Consider the following 19,417-nt stretch of genomic DNA (forward strand, 5'->3'; position numbering starts at 1 on the left):
GGACTTCCCTCAGCGACAATCGAGTCTCGCGCGCCGATACTGAATCGGCGCGACGCCACGAGTCGATTTGAAGGCGCGGCTGAAGGAAAATTCTGACTCGTATCCAACGCGCGCGGCGATATCGCGAAGTCGCAGATCGGTCTGCTCGAGCAGTTGAGCGGCAATCCCCATGCGCCAGCGCGTTAGATAGCTGTGCGGTGGTTCACCTACTGAATTGCTGAAGTTGCGGGCGAACGCAGCGCGCGACAAACCAGCTTCTTTGGCGAGATCCTCCAGTGTCCACGCACGTTCGGGTGCTTCGTGTATGCGCGCGAGAACCCGTGTGATGTGCGGCGAACGCAGCGCCGAAAACCAGTCGTTTGTTGCCGGAGATGCAGCGTCGGCCCAATCGCGCATGAAGTAGACGAACAAGGACGAGAGCAGGTTACGAACCACGATCTGATTCCCGAAGTTCGGCGTCTCCACTTCGTTACGAAGCATCCGCAACGTGTCGCATAGCGGTGAACATCCAGGTTCCATTCCAGCGCGGAGCGACACGGCTTGTGGTAGCGCCCGCAACGCGGGAAGCGCCAAGTGCTGATCTATGTCGAACTGGCCGCAAATCAGCGTGGTGGCCTTTGGGTCGCGGTCGACGACACCATCACGCATAGCCAGGAACGTTTCCAGCGGCATGGCTTTGCCTCGCCCAGAATGCGCCACTTCATGCGCACTGCCACGCGGGAACAAGACTAGTTCACCAGCCTGCAATTCCATCGTTTTCGTCTCGGGTTGGCGCACGAAAGCACGCCCTTCCGCCACGAAGTGGAACACCACGGCGTTGCGAGGTTGCACCTCGAACCCCCATGGGCCTGCCACGCGTGTGCGCACCAGCACCAAGCCGTCGGCACGGACTGCTTTCAACCAACCGTTCAACGCATTCATGTCCGTATCCTAGCAGAATGAGACGAATTGCTATGTTTTAGCACCATATAGGTATGGATCATCTTCCAAAGAACGCTTCCAATGAGGGCTACGAAACACGGAGGCGAAATCATGAACAGGGATCACGTCCTACAAGTGCTTGACACTATCTACGAGAAGATCTTCAACAAGGGCCAGGCGAACCTGTATCCGGATTTCGTGAGCGGGCCATATATTCAACACAATCCGCTTTTTCCAGATGGGCTCGATGGCATCTTGGGCTACATCAAGCAGGCCGGGCGCATTCCATGCGAGGTTAAACGCATTGCGATAGATGGCGATCTTGCTTTTGTGCACGTGCGCTACCTGGAATGGGCCGGTCAGGAAACTGCGGGTGTCGACATTTTCCGCTTCGATGCCGATGGCAAGATATTGGAGCATTGGGACGTATTGCAGCCGGTACCCACCTCTTCCAGGAACGCCAACACAATGTTCTAGGAAATCACATGCCTCCTTCATCACTCGGTCCGATCGACGACGCCGACCTTGTCGCGACGCTGCCAGGTTTCACGAACGCTTACGCCGAAGTCAACGATATCAGCTACGACTTCCTCGCCGCTTTCCTTGGCACGGCTGCCCCTGACGCGACAGTGTTAAAGCTACCCAATACCGGGCACTGGATTCCAGATGAGCAACCGGAAGAAACCGTGCGGCATCTCAATAAATTCTTCGGATGAACATTCACACGCGCTAGTGATTGACCTCTCTTAGCACGTCTATGAACGCCCGCAGACCAGCAGGCACGTGGCGATGCCCGGGATAGTACAGGCAGAGCCCCGGGATGAACGGGCACCAATCTTCCAGCACGGTAACCAACCGGCCGTCGTCCAGCCAGTCGCGGGCCGTGGACTCCGGTACATACGCGAGGCCCAAACCATCGGACGCGGCCTCGACCATCAGACCGTTGTGATCCAGCGTGAGCACGCCGGGAACATCGATTGCCACCTCCTGCCCGTGCTTGCGGAACTCCCAGCGGTAGCGTTTGCCGCTCGGCAGACGTTGGCGAATGCAGTCGTGGCTACCAAGGTCGTCGGGCGTGATGAGTGGTGTTCGACCTGCGAGATACGAAGGCGCTGCAACGACTACGAAGCGAAGATCACCGCTGATGCGCACCGCCACCATGTCGCGCGGAATCGACTCGCCAAGCCGTACTCCGGCATCGAAACCTTGCTCGACGATATCGACGAGCCGTCCCTCTGCAACCAGATCGAGCGCCATGCCGGGAAAGCGCTTCAGGAAACGCGGCACCACCGTTTTCAATAACAGTCGCGCCGCACTCTCATTGGCATTGATCCTGAGCGTGCCGCTCGGATTGCCGCGCGCATCGGCGACGGCATCCAGTGCTTCGTCGAGATCGCGGAGCACGGGTGCAAGCCGAGCGAGCAATGCTTCGCCGGCTTCTGTCGGCGACACGCTGCGCGTCGTGCGGTTGAGCAGGCGTACGCCCAATTCGCGCTCCAAGGCGAGCATGGCGTGACTTAGCGAGGAGCGCGAAACGCCGAGTGCATCGGCGGCACGGCGGAAACTCCGATGCGTTGCGACAGCGGAAAACGCGGTGAGATCGGCAAGTGTCGGCTTGGTCATTGGTGGCGAATTTTCACGGGGTCATACGTACTATAGAGACTTCTCTGACCAATGACGGGTACCTAGACTGGTGATCAGGCAATGCCATTCCATCCACCCTGTGAAGAGACACATCATGATGAAGACCTGGTTTATCACCGGCACGTCGTCAGGCCTCGGCCGGCTACTCGCGGAGCGCCTGCTGCAACGCGGCGATCGGGTCGTCGCGACGCTGCGGCACGAAGGGGCGCTCGATGAGCTGAAACAACAGTACGACGACCGGTTGCATGTGCTGACACTCGATGTCACCGACATCCGCGAGGTGCACACGAATATCTCCGCCGCATTCGAAGCGATGGGCCGCATCGATGTGGTCGTGAACAACGCGGGCTACGGGCTATTCGGCGCGGCCGAGGAAGTGACCGATGAACAGATTGAGCGGCAGATTGCCACCAATCTCACAGGATCGATTCAGGTCATCCGCGCGGCGCTGCCTCACCTGCGCCGCCAGGGCGGCGGCCGGATCGTTCAGGTCTCGTCCGAAGGTGGACAGATCGCTTATCCGAATTTCAGCCTCTATCACGCTACGAAATGGGGCATCGAAGGTTTCGTCGAGTCAGTAGCGAAGGAGGTGGGGCCATTCGGCATCGACTTCGTGATCGTGGAGCCGGGGCCGACGAGCACGCAGTTCGGTGCCGGTCTCGATCACGCGGTGCCGATGCCCGAGTACGACGATACTCCGGCGGGCGACGTCAGGCGGGCAATCGCGTCCAACAGCTTTGCAATTCGGGGCGATGCCGGCAAGACGGTCACCGCAATGATCGTCGCGGCGGACCTGGCACATCCGCCGTTACGCCTGACGCTTGGCGGCGGTGCCTACGACTCGATCAGGGCTGCGTTGGCTGAGCGTCTGAGGGTGCTCGAAGCACAGAAGGACATAGCGTTTTCAGTCGACGCGATAAGCTAAGCGTCGGAGCGCTTCAGTCGCATCGAAACCGAGAAGCGTTCGGCCGGATGGACGCTAATCGACACCTCGAAGGTTTCCCCCGCGGAGTCGAGATAGCGCCGCACAATCTCAAGCGCCGCAGTCCCCTTCTTGACTTTCAGTCTTTCCGCCATCTCCTGCGAAATCAGAGCGGCGTGCACGTCCTGCTGGATCTCCGCGATGCAGCGACCATAGCGCGCTTCGATTAACGAACTGATCAGCGTATCCGGTTGAGCTCGTGCAGCCTCTGCGACTTCCGTATAAGCCGGGTCGATATATACGTCGGTCCAACCGACTGGCGGACTCTCTATGTCGCCGTCGATGCGCAGGCTCGACACGCGCAGCCATCGCGCACCGTCGGCACATTTCAGCGTCCTGGCGAGCTTGCCGCTTGCGCTGATCTCCTCCGTCGATTGCACGAGACGCAAGTGCTCTGAGCCGAACTGCACGAGATCGTCCACCGATGCGAGCGACGGCCGAAACTCGTTTTTCGGCTGCGCCGATTCGACGCGCGTTCCCGCGTTCTTGCGCCGCGACACGAACCCCAACTGCTGCAATTCATGCAGTGCTGCGCGAACCGTATGCCGGCTCGTCTGATAGTGGTCGCGCAGTTCAAGTTCGGTGGGCAGATACGAGCCCACCGGATAGCGGCCGGACGCAATGCCCTGAGTCAGGTCGCGGGCGATATCGGCGAAGTGCGGTCTGTTCATTTTTCGGTGGCGATGCAGTCGATTTATCAGAGGCCAGGGTAAATCATAGCTTGTTCAACATGTCCGGACATATTAATTTGTTTATGTCCGGACATATCGGTGATTTTTGCGATTGCCCCGGCCCTTTTAAACCGGTTTCCTGCACTTCCAAGAGGTCGTCATGACGAGTCGCACTATCCCTATGGCCAGCACCGTGGTCGATTCAATTCTGTTTCGTGACGCCTTCGGCACGGCGAAGATGCGTGCGCTGTTCTCCGATTACGCGCTCGTGCAGCGCTATATCGACGTGGAAGTGGCGTTGGCCAAGGCTGAAGCGCGCGTCGGCGTGATTCCGGCCGACGCGGCGGAAGTGATCGCCCGTCAATCGACGATCGACCGGATCGATTTCGATCACATGCGCGAGGAGACAGACATCGTGGGTTATCCGATTCTGCCGCTCGTTCACCAGCTCGTGGGCATGTGCGGCGAAGCGGGCCGCTACGTCCATTGGGGCGCGACGACACAGGACATCATGGATACGGCGGTCTCGCTGCAGGTGCGCGATGCGCTCGATGTGATCGACAGCGACATACGCGAACTGCGCGCGATTCTGGTCGATCTTGCAAAGAAACACCGCGATACGCCGATGGCTGGCCGCACACACTTGCAGCAGGCGTTGCCCGTCACGTTTGGCTACAAGGTCGCGATCTGGCTGGCGATGTTCGACCGGCATCAGCAACGCCTCGCCGAGCTGCGTCCGAGGGTGGCTGTCGTCGAATTCGCAGGGGCCGCGGGCACGCTGGCCTCGCTCAGCGACAAGGGTTTCGAGGTTCAGAAGGCGCTCGCCGATGAACTGAAGCTCGGCGTACCCGCAACCACGTGGCACGTGGCGCGCGATGGTTTCGCCGAAGCGGTCAACCTGCTCGCACTCGTAACCGGCTCACTCGGCAAGATCGCGCTCGACATCATGATCATGGCGTCGACGGAGTTCGCTGAAGTGTACGAGCCATTCGTCAAGGGGCGCGGAGCGAGCAGCACCATGCCGCAAAAGCGCAATCCGATTTCCAGCGAACTAATGCTTGCCGCGGCGAAAGCGGTGCGTCAGCACGCGGGTCTTATGGTCGACGCGATGATCCAGGATTTCGAGCGCGCCACGGGCCCGTGGCACGCGGAATGGATTGCGATTCCCGAGAGCTTCATCCTTTCGGCTGGTGCGCTGCATCAGGCGAAGTTCGCGCTCGGGGGATTGATCGTCGACACCGAGCGCATGAAACACAACCTTGGCATCACCAGAGGATTGATCGTCGCGGAGGCGGTCATGATGGGAATGGCGCCGTTCACCGGCCGCCAACAGGCTCACGATATCGTCTACGACGCTTGCCGTACCGTGAACGAGAAAGGCGGCACGCTCGCCGAAGCGCTAGCGGCCCTGCCCGAAGTCACCACGCATTTCGACCGCCGGGCGATCGATCGCATGACCGATCCAGCCAACTATCTCGGCCTCGCGCCGCACATGGTTGATCGCGCCGTCGAATTGTCCAGCGGCATCTGAGTGAAAGGCGTGGAGGAGCACACATCATGAACAACGATATCGCATCAAACGAAACGCCGGACGTTCCGCCACTCAGAAGACTTCCGTGGTACCGCAAGCTGGGCATGCAGGTTCTGGTCGGGCTGATTCTCGGGATTGCCGTCGGTCTGATTTTCCCGAAGGTGGGTGGGCAGCTTAAGGTACTGGGCGACATCTTCCTGTCGCTTATCAAGGCCGGTGTTGCGCCGCTGGTGTTTCTCACCATCGTGCACGGCATCGCGTCGGCTGGTGACGTCAAGAGCGCGGGCCGCGTGGGATGGCGCTCGATCGTCTATTTCGAAGTGGTGTCGACCATTGCCTTGATAGTCGGCCTGCTGGCGGGCAACCTGCTGCAAACCGGAAAAGGCATGACGGCCGTCGCCGTCGGAGCGGCACCGCCGGTGGTTGCAAAGATGGAGTCACAAGGCTTCGTCGCGTTTGTCATGCACATCGTGCCGGACAACTTTATCGGCGCCTTCGTGAAGGGAGAATTGCTGCAGGTGGTGGTGCTGGCCGTGATGGTCGGTATCGGGATACTCGCGATTCCCGAACGCCGCCGAGTCAGGATCAACGAGGGACTCGATCTTGTTTCCGAAGTCCTGTTCTCGTTCATCAACCTGGTGATGAAGCTGGCGCCGCTCGGCACCTTCGGCGCCGTCGCTTATTCGGTGGGTAGCAACGGTACTGCTGTGCTGATTGCGCTTGCCCAGCTCGTTTTCAGTTTCTATGCGGTCGTGATCCTGTTCATCGCCGTGGTCATGGGAATCATCGCGAAGCTGGCAGGTTTTAGTCTGTGGCGCTTCCTGCGCTATATCAAGGACGAGATCTTCATCGTGCTGGGCACTGCGTCGTCCGAGAGCGCGCTGCCGCGTCTTCTGATCAAACTCGAGCGGCTTGGCTGCGCGAAGCAGACTGTCGGGCTCGTGCTGCCGACGGGTTATGCATTCAACCTTGACGGGACGTCCCTGTTCATGTCGATGGGCGTGCTGTTCATTGCTCACGCGTATGGCGTGCCAATTACGCTGCAGCATCAGGTGGGTCTACTTCTGTTGATGCTGTTGACCTCCAAGGGTGCCGCCACGGTGTCGGGCGGATCGTTTGTGGTGTTTGCTGCGACGGTGGCGTCGACCGGCATTCTGCCTGTCGAAGGGGTCGCGGTGATTTTCGGTGTCTACCGTTTCATGTCAATGGCGATTGCCACCTGCAACACGATCGGTAACAGCCTTGCTACGGTCGTGATTGCAAAGTGGTCGCATACGTTCGATGCGCAGGTTGCCGAGCGTCATTTCTATCCGGAGCGTTACCCGGCCACCGCGCATGCCGACGAAAGTCTTGCTGACGGTAACTTGCTCCCCGAGGACACGAGTGACGCGAATCCGCACCCGAGCGGCATTCCTATGAAAAGTGCAGGCACTGCGCGATGATCTGTGCCGCCTGGCCTCCGGCGCCCCGAGTCGGCCAGCAGCAAGGTCGTCTGATACAAGCGCAGTCGGTCCCATCGCGATGCCTATGCCGTCGTTGGCAGCCTGCAACGTCAGATAGAAGTGATCGAAGGTGAGGGTGCAGCCGGCCGGAGTGCGGAAATCTGTGCCCTCGCCAGCCAGTCCGAGGTTTGGGCTACGGTCAGGCCGGATGGTATCGGTCGCTGTCCGGCCAACTACGATCGCTGGCACCAACTTCCGCGCGGACATTCGAACGGCAGCTTCGCCCGGAAAACGGACCGTCGCACTTCCACGGCAACTGCCGCGTCGTCAGCCAAAGCATGCCGCCTGGATGCGAAAAGTAAGTGGCGGCCACTGACCGCTCCACACACAGCACGTCAGGGCGCAAGCGCTGCGAGACCACGCGCTATGCTCGTCCCGCAATTTCAACATGATTTGTGAACCACTAGAGACCGGCAGTCATTTTTCTCGTGTCCAAAGGATAGCGTGCGACGTGGAGTTACCCGCGATCTGGCCGCTCTCGGTGATCCCGACACCTTCGCTGAAGTTGTCCCCGGGGAGCGTGCCCAGGTCGGTCATCGCCCCGTGTTCAAACAGAAACGCGTGCGGCAAGTACGGGTTGGTTCCGGCATCCGATTCGCCGACCACCTGGCCGCGATTGTTGATCCCAAAAGCGTTACTGTCGTTGCGACCGGGGAGCGTGCCCAGGTCAGTCATCACCCCGTTTTCAAACAGAAAGCCGTGCACATCCCCGCTTGCGGTAGACGATATGCCGATCACCTGGCCGCGATTGTTGATCGCCTGAGCATGGCTGCTGCCGTTACTACCCTGGAGCGTGCCCAGGTCAGTCATCACCCCGTGTTCATACAGAAAGGCGTGCGCGTACCCACCTGCGATGGACGAATAGCCGACCACCTGGCCGCGATTGTTGATCCCCAAAGCTCCGCTATCGCTGCCACCGGGGAGCGTGCCCAAGTCGGTCACCACGCCGTTTTCAAACAGAGCAGCGTGAACGTACCCGCGTAGGTTGGACGCTAAACCAACCGCCTGGCCGCGCTCGTTGATCCCGGCAGCTCCGCTGACGTCGCCGCCGGGGAGCGTACCCAGGTCGGTCATCACCCCGTGTTCGAACAGAAAGGCGTGCGAGTTCCCGCGTGCGGTGCTGGAGGAACCGACCACCTGGCCTCGATTGTTGACCGCGAAAGCTGTGCTATCGCTGCCACCGGGGAACGTGCCCAGGTCTGTCACCCCCCCTTTTTCAAACAGACAAGCGTGCGTGTTCCCGCCCGCGGTGATCGAATAGCCGACCACCTGGCCGCGCTCGTTGATCCCGAGAGCGTTGCTGTAGTTAAAGCCACCGGGGAGCGCGCCGAGATCCCTGATGATGAAACTTTGGCCTGCGGCAGGCTGGAATGCAGCGACCGCGATCAGAGTGAAAACAATCAGGGCGCGGCGAACATAGCGCACATTGCCAATCACCTTGCATGCGGATTGCATAGTGATCCCCTTTCCTGGAATAAAACCTGGATCGCGATAGATTCATATGCGGCACAACGGGGCACACCTTGCGTCTCGATATAGGCGCAGATCGAAATAAAGTCGAGTCTTTTGCAAATAAAAATCTGCTATATATGCCGTTCGCGCATCTGTATCAGGATAAATTGCGCTGGCTTGCATCGGAAAGCGGCCATGGTTAGTTCGGATTGCTGATCGGCACAACCAAGACGTTAGAGCTGATCCACCATGGGTCGCCGTGATCAATGACGAGATAGCCTGTTATCCGCTTCCCGTGTTGGAGATTAGAATAGGTATGCAGATAGAAGTTACGGACCACTCTAGTCTATGGAGTGCCTTTTTTCAACTTATTAAAGAGCGAGTCAAATTAATGACAATGCAAAATTGCGATGACTTGCCTTTGCTCGATAGCGGGTTAAACGATCGCTCGGGTTTGAGCGGTCGACTCGCTGGACCCATCTCCCAATTCCGGTTCCGACGACGTCGCAGATGAGTCCTCGATTGGCGCGGGTTGCAATGTTTGTGCGCACTCGCGGCATGGCTGCCGAGATCGGCGCGCGCCTGCGCGTGATGATCGATGAAGGCGAGTTGCCGTCGGGTGCCAGGATCGACGAAAAGGAACTGTGCATCACCTTCGACGTATCGAAAACGCCTTTGCGGGAGGCGCTGAAGGTGCTCGTCTCCGAAGGATTGGTCACGCATCGCCAGTACATTGGCTATCGGATCGCGCCGATCGATCTCGCCGATCTCAACGCAACGTTCGAACTGCTGCATGGACTCGAGACGAGTTATTAGCCGTTCGCGACCAGTGAAGGTTTATCCGTCTTGGCTCGCGCACCAGACGCTCGTGGGTGATGAACACGACTGTCTGGGTCGACAGGCCTCGTCGCACTATCTGCGCCGGACGAGTCGACTATTGAGCGGCGAATGTCTGCGCCGGTGTCCAGGCGATTTGTGGTGGCGAGCTTTCGGTGATTTGACGGCTGGCTTGCGACCGAAACCTTCGAAAGCCCAAGGCGCAGCGCGATCATTTCAAATGGCTGTTGCGCCAGTCACGCGGCGTCACGCCAAAGCGTGCGTTAAACCAGTTCGTGAAGGAACCCTGCTGTGAATAGCCTAGCAGTGCGGAGACCCGCCCGATGGGATAGCGTGGGTTGCTCATATAGCGCACGGCAAGTTCGCCCCTGACTTCCTCGACCAGACGCGAGAAGCTGGTATGCGCCAGTTCAAGTTGGCGCTGCATGGTGCGAACGCTCAGACATAAATGGCGGGCAACCCGCTCGACGGTGGCCTGCTCGAGGGGCAGCAACAAGTAGATCGCCTTGCGCACTTCCAGCGCGGTCGAATCGACACCCGTCACGTTGAGTGAATCCGCGAGGCTCTCGGCATATCGCACCAGTTCCGGGTCAGCGGCGGGATTCGGGTAGTCGAGATCGGCGGCTGCGCACACGAAGCCGTTGAAATCGCTGCCGAACTCCAACGGACAGCCGAAGAACCGTCGATGAAACGTCAGGTCTTTCGGTCCCTGATGCACAAAATGGACGGAGCGTGGTTTCCAGTGATCACCAAGCAGGGCGCTGGAGTGGCGCCAGAGGACACCGACCGCGAGTTCGATCGCCTGATTCGTTGGGGTGCCCGGTTCGACGACCAGTTCTTCCCGGATTGTGACCGTTTCGCCCGCGTCCTCGACGTACACCGCCAGGGCTTCGTTTAGCAGATGCCGGTATTCGGCAGTGGCCAGCAACACCTCGCGCAGCGTGCGTTTGTGCGCGAGCAGGACATTGACCACACCGGTACCGAACTTCTGCCGGGTCTCGGCCATTTGCAGCGCGAAAGTTGGGCATGACGCTTTTTCGGCCGTAAGTTCCAGCAGCCGGCACGCGGCGGCTGCCTGAATGCGATCGTCCGGATTCGCAAGCGCCGAGGTATCGATCCCGACCTGCTGCGCAAGCTCGACCGGGTTCAGTCCGACCCGCCGCGTCACATCGAAGTAGCCGTTCATGGCTACCGAGCTCAGCATCGATTCCATCGTTATGCCTCCGCACGCATCTTACGGGCAGCGCCTTACCGTCCGGTAATGCAAATGCCTCCCGCGCGCACATACTGGTGTTAACGCGCAGTGGCATGAAATCCTAAAAGGATGGCGCCCAATCACAAAAGTGTAATGCAGGATTGCCGTATCGTGCGATCTCAACGGTTCATCATGTTCCGACCAGTTTTGATGCGGCCAGCCGTGTCGCGAGCGTCGGAATACCGTCCCCCTATTGGAGAACACGATGCAATTCCTCGACGATTCGCTGCACCCCGAGAACCAGGACAAGGTTGTCATCACGACCGCTCCGTATGGCCCGGAATGGATGCCCGAGGACTTCCCGGAAGACATTCCGGTGACGATGGAGGAGCAGATCCAGAAGGCCGTCGATTGCTACAACGCCGGCGCGACCGTCCTGCACCTGCACGTGCGTGAACTGGATGGCAAGGGCTCCAAGCGCCTGTCGAAATTCAACGAACTCATCGCGGGTGTGCGCGCGGCCGTGCCGGACATGATCATCCAGGTGGGCGGCTCGATCTCGTTTGCACCGGAAGACGACGGCCAGGCCGCGAAGTGGCTGTCCGACGACACGCGTCACATGCTGGCCGATCTCGACCCGAAGCCCGATCAGGTGACGGTCGCGATCAACACCACGCAGATGAACATCATGGAGTTGCTCTATCCGGAATACCTGGAAGGCACGTCGCTGGCCAATCCCGCGCTCATGGCTGCCTACAGTGAAATGACGGTGCCCGCGGGTCCGGGCTGGGTTGAGGAACACCTGCGACGCCTGCAGGCATCGGGCATCCAGCCGCACTTCCAGCTCACCGGTATCCATGCGCTCGAAACGCTCGACCGCCTGGTGCGCAAGGGCGTCTACAAGGGGCCGCTGAACCTGACGTGGATCGGCATCGGCGGCGGCTTTGACGGTCCGAACCCGCACAACTTCTTCAACTTCGTCCACCGTGCGCCGGACGGTGGCACGGTCACGGCCGAGTCGTTGCTGAAGAACGTCCTGCCGTTCAACATGATGGCGATGGCCATGGGCCTGCACCCGCGCTGCGGCATCGAAGACACGATCATCGACCAGCACGGCAACCGCATGACCTCGGTGCAGCAGATCGAGCAGTGCGTGCGCGTGGCCCGCGAACTGGGCCGCGAGATCGCAAGCGGCAAGGAAGCGCGCGAGATCTACAAGATCGGCGTGCAGTACGAGACGGTCGACGAGACACTCGCGGCCAACGGCATGGCACCGAACCGGAAGGCAGGCGTTAAGAACCTGCCGCTGCGCGCGGCCTAAGGGATTGGAGCGCGGCTGACGCTTCGCGGAGGTCGGGTTTCAAAGGTAGGGCTCTCCGGTATGCAGGAGAGGGTTGCACGCTATCCATAAAGGCCGCTTTGCCCTGCAAGGCAAAGGCGGCCGCCAACGAGCTGGACACGAAGGAGACGACTCATGTTCACGCATGCTGAGCCCACGACGGCCGATGTTTCGACGACGCAAAAAGACGTGCGCGCGTATGCGTGGGTGGTATTTGCCCTGACGGTGGGGTTGCTGCTCTCCGACTACATGTCGCGGCAGGTGTTGAATGCGGTGTTCCCGATGCTCAAGGCCGCATGGAACCTTTCCGACACCCGGCTGGGTTCGCTGAGCAGTGTGGTCGCGCTGATGGTCGGCGTGCTCACCTTTCCGCTGTCGGTGCTCGCCGACCGCTGGGGTCGCGTGAAGAGCATTGTCCTGATGGCGGCGATGTGGAGTCTCGCGACGCTCGGGTGTGCGCTCTCGACGAACTATAACGAAATGCTGCTCGCGCGCGCCTTCGTCGGTATTGGTGAAGCCGCCTATGGCAGTGTCGGCATCGCGGTTGTGCTCAGCATCTTTCCGGCGCGGCTGCGCTCCACGCTCACCGCCGCGTTCATGGCGGGAGGGGCGTTCGGTTCAGTGCTGGGCATGGCGCTCGGGGGTACGGTCGCGGCTCACCTGGGCTGGCGCGCGGCGTTCGGCGCAATGGCGGCCTTGGGGATCGTGCTGCTGATTCTCTACCGGTTTGCCGTCACCGAAAAACAGCTGGCGCGGCTTCAGCCTGCAAGTGTGAGCAGGCAAGCGCAGGGCCACGGTGTGCGCATGAGCTTTCGCACGCTGATGAAAGGGCTCTTTTCGACGAAGTCAGTCGTGTGCGCCTACGTCGGCAGCGGTATCCATCTGCTGGTCCCAGCAGCCGTATGGGCATGGATGCCCAGCTTCCTGAACCGCTACTACGGCATGTCCACAGGCAAAGCGGCAATGAGCGCGGCAGTGTTCGTGCTGGCGACCGCGTTCGGCATGGTGGTGTGCGGAGTGCTGACCGACCGGCTCAGCAAGCATGAGCGGGAAAGAAAGTGGAGCACCGCCGTCGCCTTCTGCCTGATCTGCTTCGTGTTGCTTACGATCGGTTTCCGGATGCCGGCGGGTCCGGCACAGCTCGTCGTGATTGGCGCCGGCATGTTCTTCAGCGCAGGCGCGACCGGCCCCTCGGGTGCGATGGTGGCGAACCTCACGCCGCCGTCGATCCATGCGTCGGCGTTTGCCACCCTGACGCTGGCGAACAATCTGCTGGGGCTGGCACCCGCTGCCGTCCTGACGGGCATCGTGGCCGACCGGATCGGGCTGCTCGGCGCGTTGCAACTCGTACCGTTTGCACCTCTCGCCGCGGCAATCGCCTTCTTCATCGGCAAGCGGAACTATGGCGTCGACCTCGATCGTTTGAGTGCCCTTCGTGAACAGGCCGGGGGCTGACCCGACGGTCACCCGCGAGCTTTAGACCTGGCAAGTGCGCCTGAGAGCAGAACGGGCCACCCCTTCACAGGCCAAATAAATTTGCAGTTCGAGTAATGAATAGGAGATTTGACATGGCGAAGGCAGTGCGTTTCCATGAAACCGGCGGTCCCGAAGTTTTGCGCTACGAAAACGTTGAAGTGGGCGACCCCGGCCCCGGACAGGTTCGCTTGCGCCATGAGGCAGTGGGCCTGAATTTCGCCGACACCTACTTCCGCACTGGCCTGTACCCCGTGCCGCTGCCTGCGGGCATGGGTGTCGAGGCTGCAGGTGTGGTCGAGGCAATCGGTTCCGACGTGACCAACGTCGCAGTCGGCGATCGCGTGACCTACACGGGCTTTCTCAACACACTCGGCGCCTACAGCACTGAACGCCTGGTCCCGGCGGCGCCGCTCATCAAGCTGCCGGATGCGATCTCCTGCGAAACGGCTGCCGGCATGACGATGCGAGGCCTGACCTCGTCGTACCTGATGCGCCGCATTCATGACTTCAGGGCGGGCGACACCATCCTGCTGCATGCCGCGGCCGGCGGTGTCGGCCTGATTGTGTCGCAATGGGCGAAGCTGCTGGGTCTCACCGTGATCGGCACGGTATCGAACGAGGTCAAGGGCGAGGTGGCCCGTGCACATGGCTGCGATCACATCGTCTACTACAGCCGGGAGGACGTCGCGAAGCGCGTGCGCGAACTGACCAACGGCGTGGGCGTGGACGTCGTGTTCGACAGCGTCGGCAAGGATACCTTCGAGGCGTCGCTCGATTCGCTCAGGCGCCGTGGGCTGATGGTCTGCGTCGGCACGGCGTCCGGGCCGATCCCGCCGTTCAATCCACAGATTCTGGCCATGAAGGGCTCGCTCTACCTGACGCGCCCCGCGCTGGCGGACTATATCGCCGACCCCGCCGAGAAGGACGAACTCGCCGGCGAACTCTTCGGGCATGTCGCCGCGGGCCGCATCAAGATCGAACTCAACCAGCGTTACGCGCTCGAGGACGCGGCGCAGGCCCACCGCGACCTCGAAACGCGCAAGACGACCGGCTCATCGGTCTTCGTCATCTGAGGAGTGGGCCATGCGAGTCGAACAATTGACGTGTGCCATCGGTGCCGAACTGGTCGGCGTGAATCTCGCCGATGCCATCCACGATGACAGCCTGTTTGCCGGAATCCGGGCGGCGCTGCTTGAGCACAGGGTGCTGTTCCTGCGCGATCAGAATATCTCGCGCGCCGAGCACGTCGCATTCGCTCGCCGTTTCGGCGCGCTCGAAGACCATCCCGTCGCCGGCAGCGATCCCGAACATCCGGGCCTCGTGCGCATCTACAAGAACCCGGATCAGCCCAACGACCGGTATGAAAACGCGTGGCACGCGGATGCCACCTGGCGCGAGGCGCCGCAGTTCGGCGCTGTCCTGCGCTGCGTGGAGTGCCCGCCGGTCGGCGGCGACACGATGTGGGCAAACATGGTCCTCGCCTACGCGAACCTGCCAGACCACATCAAGACCCAGATCGCAGACCTGCGCGCCCGCCACAGCATCGAGGCGAGCTTCGGTGCTGCGATGCCGATCGAAAAACGGCTCGCTCTTAAGGCGCAATTCCCGGACGCGGAGCATCCGGTCGTGCGTACGCACCCGGAGACCGGTGAGAAGGTGTTGTTCGTGAGCGCCTTTACCACCCATTTCACCAATTACCACACGCCGGCGCGCGTGCGCTTCGGGCAGGACGCCAATCCGGGTGCGGGTGACCTGCTGCGCTATCTCATCAGTCAGGCCTACATTCCGGAGTACCAGGTCCGCTGGCGTTGGAAACCCAACAGCATCGCGATCTGGGACAACCGCAGCACGCAGCACTATGCAGTGATGGACTACCCGCCGTGTCACCGCAAGATGGAGCGCGCCGGAATTATTGGTGACAAGCCGTACTGATCAGGATGGAAACCGTTTCATGACTCTCGATATGACACCAACCATCCTGATGGTGCCGGGCTTGCGCGACCACGTCGCAGAGCATTGGCAAACGCTGCTGGAGCAAAAGTTGCCCAAGACGGTCTCGGTGCCGCCGCTCGAGCACGACAAACTCAGTTGCGCGGCACGCGTCGCGGCGCTCGATGCTGCCCTCGAGAAAATCGATGGCCCGGTGATCCTGGTCGCGCATAGCGCGGGCGTGATGATCACGGTGCATTGGGCCCAGCAGCACAGCCGCAAGATTCACGGTGCACTGCTCGCCGCTCCGGCCGACCTCGAGACGCCGCTGCCGCCAGGCTATCCGGCCTTCGATGCGCTCGCTCAGAATGGTTGGCAACCGATTCCACGAGAGCCGCTCCCGTTTCCGAGCATTGTCGGTGCGAGCCGCAACGATCCGCTCGCGCAGTTCGAGCGTACCGCGGCGATGGCGAAAGACTGGGGCAGTCGGTTCGTCGACCTCGGCGAAGTCGGTCACCTGAATCCAGCGGCAGGGTTTGGTGAATGGCCGATGGCGGAGGCGCTGATCCATGAACTTGAATGATCAGAAGCCACTCTCGCCGAGGTGATTGTCAGAGCTATGCTGTTGGCAGTCCGAAGATAAAGGAGCAGGCAATGTCACGTCAGATACCGGTTGGGGTGGTCGATGAACTCGCGCCAGGTCAGCGCAAGCTGGCTTTCGTCGATGGCCGCAGCATTGTTCTGTTCAACATTGATGGCACGATCCACGCAATCGACAACGCGTGTCCCCACAACGGGGCCTCGGTCGCAAGCGGTCAGCTTGAAGGGTGCGTGCTGCGCTGCCCGGCGCACGGTCTGCGTTTCGACCTGCGAACCGGCTGCATGCCGGGCGCAGGCGGGTTGAGCCTGACGACTTTCCCGGTTCGGGTCGTCGACGGGAAGCTGGTCGTGAGTCTTGAGGATCCGGTCACCAGTTCCGTGCAGGCACCGGTGTGCAATTCGGCACCGTGATCCGGGCCGCGCGGGAACATACAGCCATTCAGGGGAACAAGGATGCAAGGTTTGATGATGCAACAGCCGCTACTGGTCGCTTCGCTGCTCACGCATGCTGAACGCCATCATGGCGAACAGGAAATCGTGTCGCGACGGGTCGAAGGTGACATTCACCGGTATCGGTACCGGGATCTTGCGCAACGCGCGCGCCGCATGGCAAACGCCCTGGCAGGCCTCGGCATCAAGCCGGGAGAGCGGGTAGGGACGCTGGCGTGGAATGGCTACCGGCACATGGAGCTGTACTTCGCGGTATCGGGGGCCGGGTCCGTGTTGCATACGCTCAATCCGCGGCTCCACGTCGACCAGCTCGCGTACATCATCGAACATGCGGAAGATCGCGTTGTGTTCTTTGATCTCACGTTTCTACCGCTGATCGAGAGCGTCGCGCCACGGGTCAAGAGCCCGAAGGTCTTCGTTGCAATGACCGATCGCGCGCACATGCCGCGAGACCATGGCCTGTCGGCGATGCCGCTGTGCTACGAAGATCTCGTCGACGGTCAAAGCGACGCTTTCGACTGGCCGCTGCTGGACGAAAACAGCGCGTCATCGCTGTGCTACACGTCCGGGACGACCGGCAATCCGAAGGGAGTGCTATACAGCCACCGCTCGACCCTGTTGCACACTTACGCGGCGGCGCTGCCGGATTCGCTGAACTGTTCGGCGCGCGATGTGATCCTCCCGGTCGTGCCGATGTTCCATGTGAACGCGTGGGGACTGCCGTATATCGCCTGCATGGTGGGTGCAAAGCTGGTGTTTCCGGGGCCGGCGCTGGACGGCAAGTCGCTCCATGAACTGATCGAGGGCGAACAGGTCACGCTGTCGGCCGGCGTACCGACAGTCTGGCAGGGACTGCTTGCGCATGTCGACGCGACCACGGGTTCGTTTTCGTCGATGAAGCGCACGATTATCGGCGGCGCTCCCTGCCCGACAGCGATGACGACGGCGTTCCAGGAGCGCCATCGCGTCGAGGTCGTGCATGCATGGGGCATGACGGAATTGAGCCCGGTTGGCACCGTCTGCAGTTTCAAGGCACATCAGGTTTCTCTGGACGTGGAAGAGCGCTACGCCCTTCAGGCGAAGCAGGGGCGCCCGGTGTTTGGCATCGACATGAAAATCGTCGACCTGGAAGGCAAGGCGCTGCCGTGGGACAGTACTGCAACTGGCGACCTTCTCGTGCGCGGTCATTGGGTCGCGCGGGAGTATTTCGGCAGTGACGACACACCGCCGCTGCGCGACGGCTGGTTCCCGACCGGCGATGTGGCCAGGATCGATCCCGACGGCTTCATGCAGATTACGGATCGCAGCAAGGACGTCATCAAGTCCGGCGGCGAATGGATCAGTTCGACCGATATCGAAAACGTCGCGTACCTGCACCCCGAAGTCACGACGGCGGTATGCATCGCCGCGCGGCATCCGAAGTGGGATGAGCGGCCGCTGCTCCTGATCGTGAAGAAACCCGGTAGCGTGCTCGCCGCGGACGAACTGCTCACGTTCTTTGACGCCCGGGTTGCGAAGTGGTGGAAGCCGGACGCCGTGGTGTTCGTCGACTCGGTGCCGCTCGGTGCAACGGGCAAGGTGCTCAAGAACCAGTTACGGAATCAGTTCGGCGATTACTACCTGTCGGCCTGAGACACCGACGTGGCAGCAACACAGTTTCATTCGAGCAACAAGCGATAAGCTGCCGGGTCCACCCGGCGCACCCAAAACCAGGAGGAGACACAATGAAATTGAAGTCAGGCAGCCTGGCAGTGCTGATAGTTTTTTCAGCATCAGCCCATGCCCAGTCGTCGGTTACGCTCTACGGCGTACTCGACAATGGATTCCTGTATCAGAGCACCTCGACCGCAACGTTCCTGCCGACTGCGCATAACCAGGGGCATGTCTATCAACTCAAGGACGGCGGCATCTATGCCAGCTACTGGGGCCTGAAGGGAAGCGAAGATATTGGCGGCGGCTACAAGATCAACTTCAAGCTGCAAGGCACGTTCAACACCACGAACGGCAAGTTCGGGCTGTCCGATACGCCGGGCACGACCGCAATCTTCAACCAGTATGCAACGATCGGGGCATCCGGGCCGTTTGGCACGTTCGACGCCGGCCGGCAGATCATCCCGATGATCTACGCGATGGCGGAAACCGACGTACGCGGCGCGCAGTATTTCGGCAGTATCCTGACTGCGTGGCTCGGCATCAATCAGGCGGCCGGCTGGCCCGGCACCAGCACGAATGCTCCGATCGGCGCCCTCTATGACAGCAATGCGCTGGTCTACAGTTCGCCAAAATTCTATGGCGCGTCGCTTGCGCTAGAGTATGCGCCGGGTGGCGTCGCGGGGCAGTTCCAGGGCGGCACGCGTGAGTCGGCTGTGCTCAAGTATTCGAATTACGGTCTGAACCTGTCCGCTGTGTACTACAACGGACATGACACCAATCCGTTCCCGCTGACCTATCCGGCGGCGCCGGCTGCGCCTGCGACAGGCCAGAGCAATAACCGCTTCTACTATTTCGGCGCGATGTATACGATCAGCGGGTTTTCTATGTCCGCCTCGTACGGCATCGGCAAGAACCCGGCGAAGAGCAGCACCGTTGACTTCGAAATGGTGTCGGGTGGCCTCGGCTACCAATTCAATCCGCGCTTCAAGATCACGTCCGGCTACTACTACCTGAAGGACCGGAATCATTCAGCGAATCACTCGAGCGAAATCGCAGTGGGTGCCGAATACAACCTGTCCCCAAGGACCAAGGCGTACGCGCAAGTCGGCTATGTCGACAACAAGGGGACGATGAACCAGACGATCATCTATGGGGCTCCAGTTGCGCCGGGTGTCTCCACCACTGCGGCCATGGTCGGCATTCGCCATAGTTTCTGATTTCGTCACCTTTATGAA

General features: G+C 60.8%; 19 protein-coding genes and 1 pseudogene. 14 read left to right on the forward strand and 6 right to left on the reverse strand.

Annotated features, from left to right (window positions below):
- Positions 1 to 9 precede the first annotated feature (9 nt).
- Complete coding sequence (locus M0D67_RS09475; RefSeq protein WP_266238666.1) at positions 10 to 921, reverse strand: AraC family transcriptional regulator; 912 nt, start codon at positions 919 to 921, stop codon at positions 10 to 12.
- A 111-nt stretch (positions 922 to 1,032) separates the two neighbouring features.
- On the opposite strand from M0D67_RS09475, the gene M0D67_RS09480 reads away from it, so the two are divergent.
- A complete protein-coding gene (locus tag M0D67_RS09480; RefSeq protein ID WP_266238667.1) occupies positions 1,033 to 1,398 on the forward strand; it encodes a nuclear transport factor 2 family protein in 366 nt (121 codons plus the stop codon).
- Positions 1,399 to 1,406: 8 nt separating this feature from the next.
- Entirely contained in the window at positions 1,407 to 1,637 is a 231-nt protein-coding gene (locus tag M0D67_RS09485; RefSeq protein WP_266238668.1) for an alpha/beta fold hydrolase, read from the forward strand.
- Positions 1,638 to 1,650: 13 nt separating this feature from the next.
- Here M0D67_RS09485 and M0D67_RS09490 read toward each other — a convergent pair whose 3' ends face one another.
- Positions 1,651 to 2,544 carry a LysR family transcriptional regulator gene (locus M0D67_RS09490; RefSeq protein ID WP_266238669.1) on the reverse strand — a complete coding sequence of 298 codons (894 nt, stop codon included), beginning with the start codon at positions 2,542 to 2,544 and terminating at the stop codon, positions 1,651 to 1,653.
- 115 nt (positions 2,545 to 2,659) lie between these two features.
- Here M0D67_RS09490 and M0D67_RS09495 point away from each other — a divergent pair, with 115 nt between their 5' ends.
- The gene (locus tag M0D67_RS09495) at positions 2,660 to 3,490 is read left to right on the forward strand and encodes an SDR family oxidoreductase (RefSeq protein ID WP_266238670.1); all 831 of its coding nucleotides are present in this window, start codon (positions 2,660 to 2,662) and stop codon (positions 3,488 to 3,490) included.
- Here M0D67_RS09495 and M0D67_RS09500 read toward each other — a convergent pair.
- Positions 3,487 to 4,218, reverse strand: coding sequence for a GntR family transcriptional regulator (locus tag M0D67_RS09500; protein WP_266238671.1), 732 nt, complete (start codon positions 4,216 to 4,218; stop codon positions 3,487 to 3,489). The two genes, M0D67_RS09495 and M0D67_RS09500, sit on opposite strands and share 4 nt — an antisense overlap.
- Before the next feature lie 160 nt (positions 4,219 to 4,378).
- Between M0D67_RS09500 and M0D67_RS09505 the strand changes: the two genes are divergently transcribed.
- Together M0D67_RS09505 and M0D67_RS09510 are read left to right on the forward strand one after the other, a co-directional pair.
- Positions 4,379 to 5,749: an adenylosuccinate lyase family protein gene (locus tag M0D67_RS09505; RefSeq protein ID WP_266238672.1), complete on the forward strand. Its 1,371-nt coding sequence runs from the start codon at positions 4,379 to 4,381 to the stop codon at positions 5,747 to 5,749.
- Positions 5,750 to 5,775: 26 nt separating this feature from the next.
- Positions 5,776 to 7,191, forward strand: coding sequence for a cation:dicarboxylase symporter family transporter (locus tag M0D67_RS09510; RefSeq protein ID WP_171926704.1), 1,416 nt, complete (start codon positions 5,776 to 5,778; stop codon positions 7,189 to 7,191).
- Between the two features lie 18 nt (positions 7,192 to 7,209).
- Here the strand turns inward: M0D67_RS09510 and M0D67_RS09515 are convergent.
- Positions 7,210 to 7,373 (reverse strand): annotated as a pseudogene (locus tag M0D67_RS09515) (transcriptional regulator); the annotation flags it as partial.
- Positions 7,374 to 7,668: 295 nt separating this feature from the next.
- Positions 7,669 to 8,706, reverse strand: a complete 1,038-nt coding sequence (locus tag M0D67_RS09520) for an HAF repeat-containing protein (RefSeq protein WP_166618366.1) — start codon at positions 8,704 to 8,706, stop codon at positions 7,669 to 7,671.
- Between the two features lie 534 nt (positions 8,707 to 9,240).
- On the opposite strand from M0D67_RS09520, the gene M0D67_RS09525 reads away from it, so the two are divergent.
- Positions 9,241 to 9,519 carry a GntR family transcriptional regulator gene (locus M0D67_RS09525; RefSeq protein WP_308112565.1) on the forward strand — a complete coding sequence of 93 codons (279 nt, stop codon included), beginning with the start codon at positions 9,241 to 9,243 and terminating at the stop codon, positions 9,517 to 9,519.
- A gap of 232 nt (positions 9,520 to 9,751) precedes the next feature.
- Here the strand turns inward: M0D67_RS09525 and M0D67_RS09530 are convergent, their stop codons facing one another.
- Positions 9,752 to 10,753 (reverse strand): AraC family transcriptional regulator, encoded by a 1,002-nt coding sequence (locus tag M0D67_RS09530; protein ID WP_154567147.1) that lies wholly within the window; start codon positions 10,751 to 10,753, stop codon positions 9,752 to 9,754.
- Positions 10,754 to 11,000: 247 nt separating this feature from the next.
- Here M0D67_RS09530 and M0D67_RS09535 point away from each other — a divergent pair, with 247 nt between their 5' ends.
- From M0D67_RS09535 to M0D67_RS09570, 8 genes are all read left to right on the forward strand, one after another.
- Entirely contained in the window at positions 11,001 to 12,056 is a 1,056-nt protein-coding gene (locus M0D67_RS09535) for a 3-keto-5-aminohexanoate cleavage protein (RefSeq protein WP_266238673.1), read from the forward strand.
- Positions 12,057 to 12,209: 153 nt separating this feature from the next.
- A complete protein-coding gene (locus M0D67_RS09540; protein WP_171926705.1) occupies positions 12,210 to 13,529 on the forward strand; it encodes an MFS transporter in 1,320 nt (439 codons plus the stop codon).
- Positions 13,530 to 13,642: 113 nt separating this feature from the next.
- Positions 13,643 to 14,623 carry a quinone oxidoreductase gene (locus M0D67_RS09545; protein ID WP_266238674.1) on the forward strand — a complete coding sequence of 327 codons (981 nt, stop codon included), beginning with the start codon at positions 13,643 to 13,645 and terminating at the stop codon, positions 14,621 to 14,623.
- 10 nt (positions 14,624 to 14,633) lie between these two features.
- Positions 14,634 to 15,482, forward strand: a complete 849-nt coding sequence (locus M0D67_RS09550; RefSeq protein ID WP_154566722.1) for a TauD/TfdA family dioxygenase — start codon at positions 14,634 to 14,636, stop codon at positions 15,480 to 15,482.
- 19 nt (positions 15,483 to 15,501) lie between these two features.
- Complete coding sequence (locus M0D67_RS09555; protein ID WP_266238675.1) at positions 15,502 to 16,062, forward strand: alpha/beta hydrolase; 561 nt, start codon at positions 15,502 to 15,504, stop codon at positions 16,060 to 16,062.
- A 71-nt stretch (positions 16,063 to 16,133) separates the two neighbouring features.
- A complete protein-coding gene (locus M0D67_RS09560; protein WP_154566724.1) occupies positions 16,134 to 16,490 on the forward strand; it encodes a Rieske 2Fe-2S domain-containing protein in 357 nt (118 codons plus the stop codon).
- 42 nt (positions 16,491 to 16,532) lie between these two features.
- Positions 16,533 to 18,161: a 3-(methylthio)propionyl-CoA ligase gene (locus M0D67_RS09565; protein WP_266238676.1), complete on the forward strand. Its 1,629-nt coding sequence runs from the start codon at positions 16,533 to 16,535 to the stop codon at positions 18,159 to 18,161.
- A gap of 92 nt (positions 18,162 to 18,253) precedes the next feature.
- Positions 18,254 to 19,399, forward strand: coding sequence for a porin (locus M0D67_RS09570; protein ID WP_266238677.1), 1,146 nt, complete (start codon positions 18,254 to 18,256; stop codon positions 19,397 to 19,399).
- The last annotated feature ends 18 nt before the right edge of the window (positions 19,400 to 19,417 follow it).

The sequence above is a fragment of the Paraburkholderia sp. SECH4 genome (assembly GCF_030511745.1).
In the GTDB taxonomy this organism is placed as follows: domain Bacteria; phylum Pseudomonadota; class Gammaproteobacteria; order Burkholderiales; family Burkholderiaceae; genus Paraburkholderia; species Paraburkholderia madseniana.

Excerpts from the sequence above, each read along its gene's own strand:
- M0D67_RS09475 (WP_266238666.1), bottom strand. The coding sequence starts at position 921 with ATGAATGCGTTGAACGGTTGGTTGAAAGCAGTCCGTGCCGACGGCTTG.
- M0D67_RS09480 (WP_266238667.1), top strand. The coding sequence starts at position 1,033 with ATGAACAGGGATCACGTCCTACAAGTGCTTGACACTATCTACGAGAAG.
- M0D67_RS09485 (WP_266238668.1), top strand. The coding sequence starts at position 1,407 with ATGCCTCCTTCATCACTCGGTCCGATCGACGACGCCGACCTTGTCGCG.
- M0D67_RS09490 (WP_266238669.1), bottom strand. The coding sequence starts at position 2,544 with ATGACCAAGCCGACACTTGCCGATCTCACCGCGTTTTCCGCTGTCGCA.
- M0D67_RS09495 (WP_266238670.1), top strand. The coding sequence starts at position 2,660 with ATGATGAAGACCTGGTTTATCACCGGCACGTCGTCAGGCCTCGGCCGG.
- M0D67_RS09500 (WP_266238671.1), bottom strand. The coding sequence starts at position 4,218 with ATGAACAGACCGCACTTCGCCGATATCGCCCGCGACCTGACTCAGGGC.
- M0D67_RS09505 (WP_266238672.1), top strand. The coding sequence starts at position 4,379 with ATGACGAGTCGCACTATCCCTATGGCCAGCACCGTGGTCGATTCAATT.
- M0D67_RS09510 (WP_171926704.1), top strand. The coding sequence starts at position 5,776 with ATGAACAACGATATCGCATCAAACGAAACGCCGGACGTTCCGCCACTC.
- M0D67_RS09520 (WP_166618366.1), bottom strand. The coding sequence starts at position 8,706 with ATGCAATCCGCATGCAAGGTGATTGGCAATGTGCGCTATGTTCGCCGC.
- M0D67_RS09525 (WP_308112565.1), top strand. The coding sequence starts at position 9,241 with ATGTTTGTGCGCACTCGCGGCATGGCTGCCGAGATCGGCGCGCGCCTG.
- M0D67_RS09530 (WP_154567147.1), bottom strand. The coding sequence starts at position 10,753 with ATGGAATCGATGCTGAGCTCGGTAGCCATGAACGGCTACTTCGATGTG.
- M0D67_RS09535 (WP_266238673.1), top strand. The coding sequence starts at position 11,001 with ATGCAATTCCTCGACGATTCGCTGCACCCCGAGAACCAGGACAAGGTT.
- M0D67_RS09540 (WP_171926705.1), top strand. The coding sequence starts at position 12,210 with ATGTTCACGCATGCTGAGCCCACGACGGCCGATGTTTCGACGACGCAA.
- M0D67_RS09545 (WP_266238674.1), top strand. The coding sequence starts at position 13,643 with ATGGCGAAGGCAGTGCGTTTCCATGAAACCGGCGGTCCCGAAGTTTTG.
- M0D67_RS09550 (WP_154566722.1), top strand. The coding sequence starts at position 14,634 with ATGCGAGTCGAACAATTGACGTGTGCCATCGGTGCCGAACTGGTCGGC.
- M0D67_RS09555 (WP_266238675.1), top strand. The coding sequence starts at position 15,502 with ATGACTCTCGATATGACACCAACCATCCTGATGGTGCCGGGCTTGCGC.
- M0D67_RS09560 (WP_154566724.1), top strand. The coding sequence starts at position 16,134 with ATGTCACGTCAGATACCGGTTGGGGTGGTCGATGAACTCGCGCCAGGT.
- M0D67_RS09565 (WP_266238676.1), top strand. The coding sequence starts at position 16,533 with ATGCAAGGTTTGATGATGCAACAGCCGCTACTGGTCGCTTCGCTGCTC.
- M0D67_RS09570 (WP_266238677.1), top strand. The coding sequence starts at position 18,254 with ATGAAATTGAAGTCAGGCAGCCTGGCAGTGCTGATAGTTTTTTCAGCA.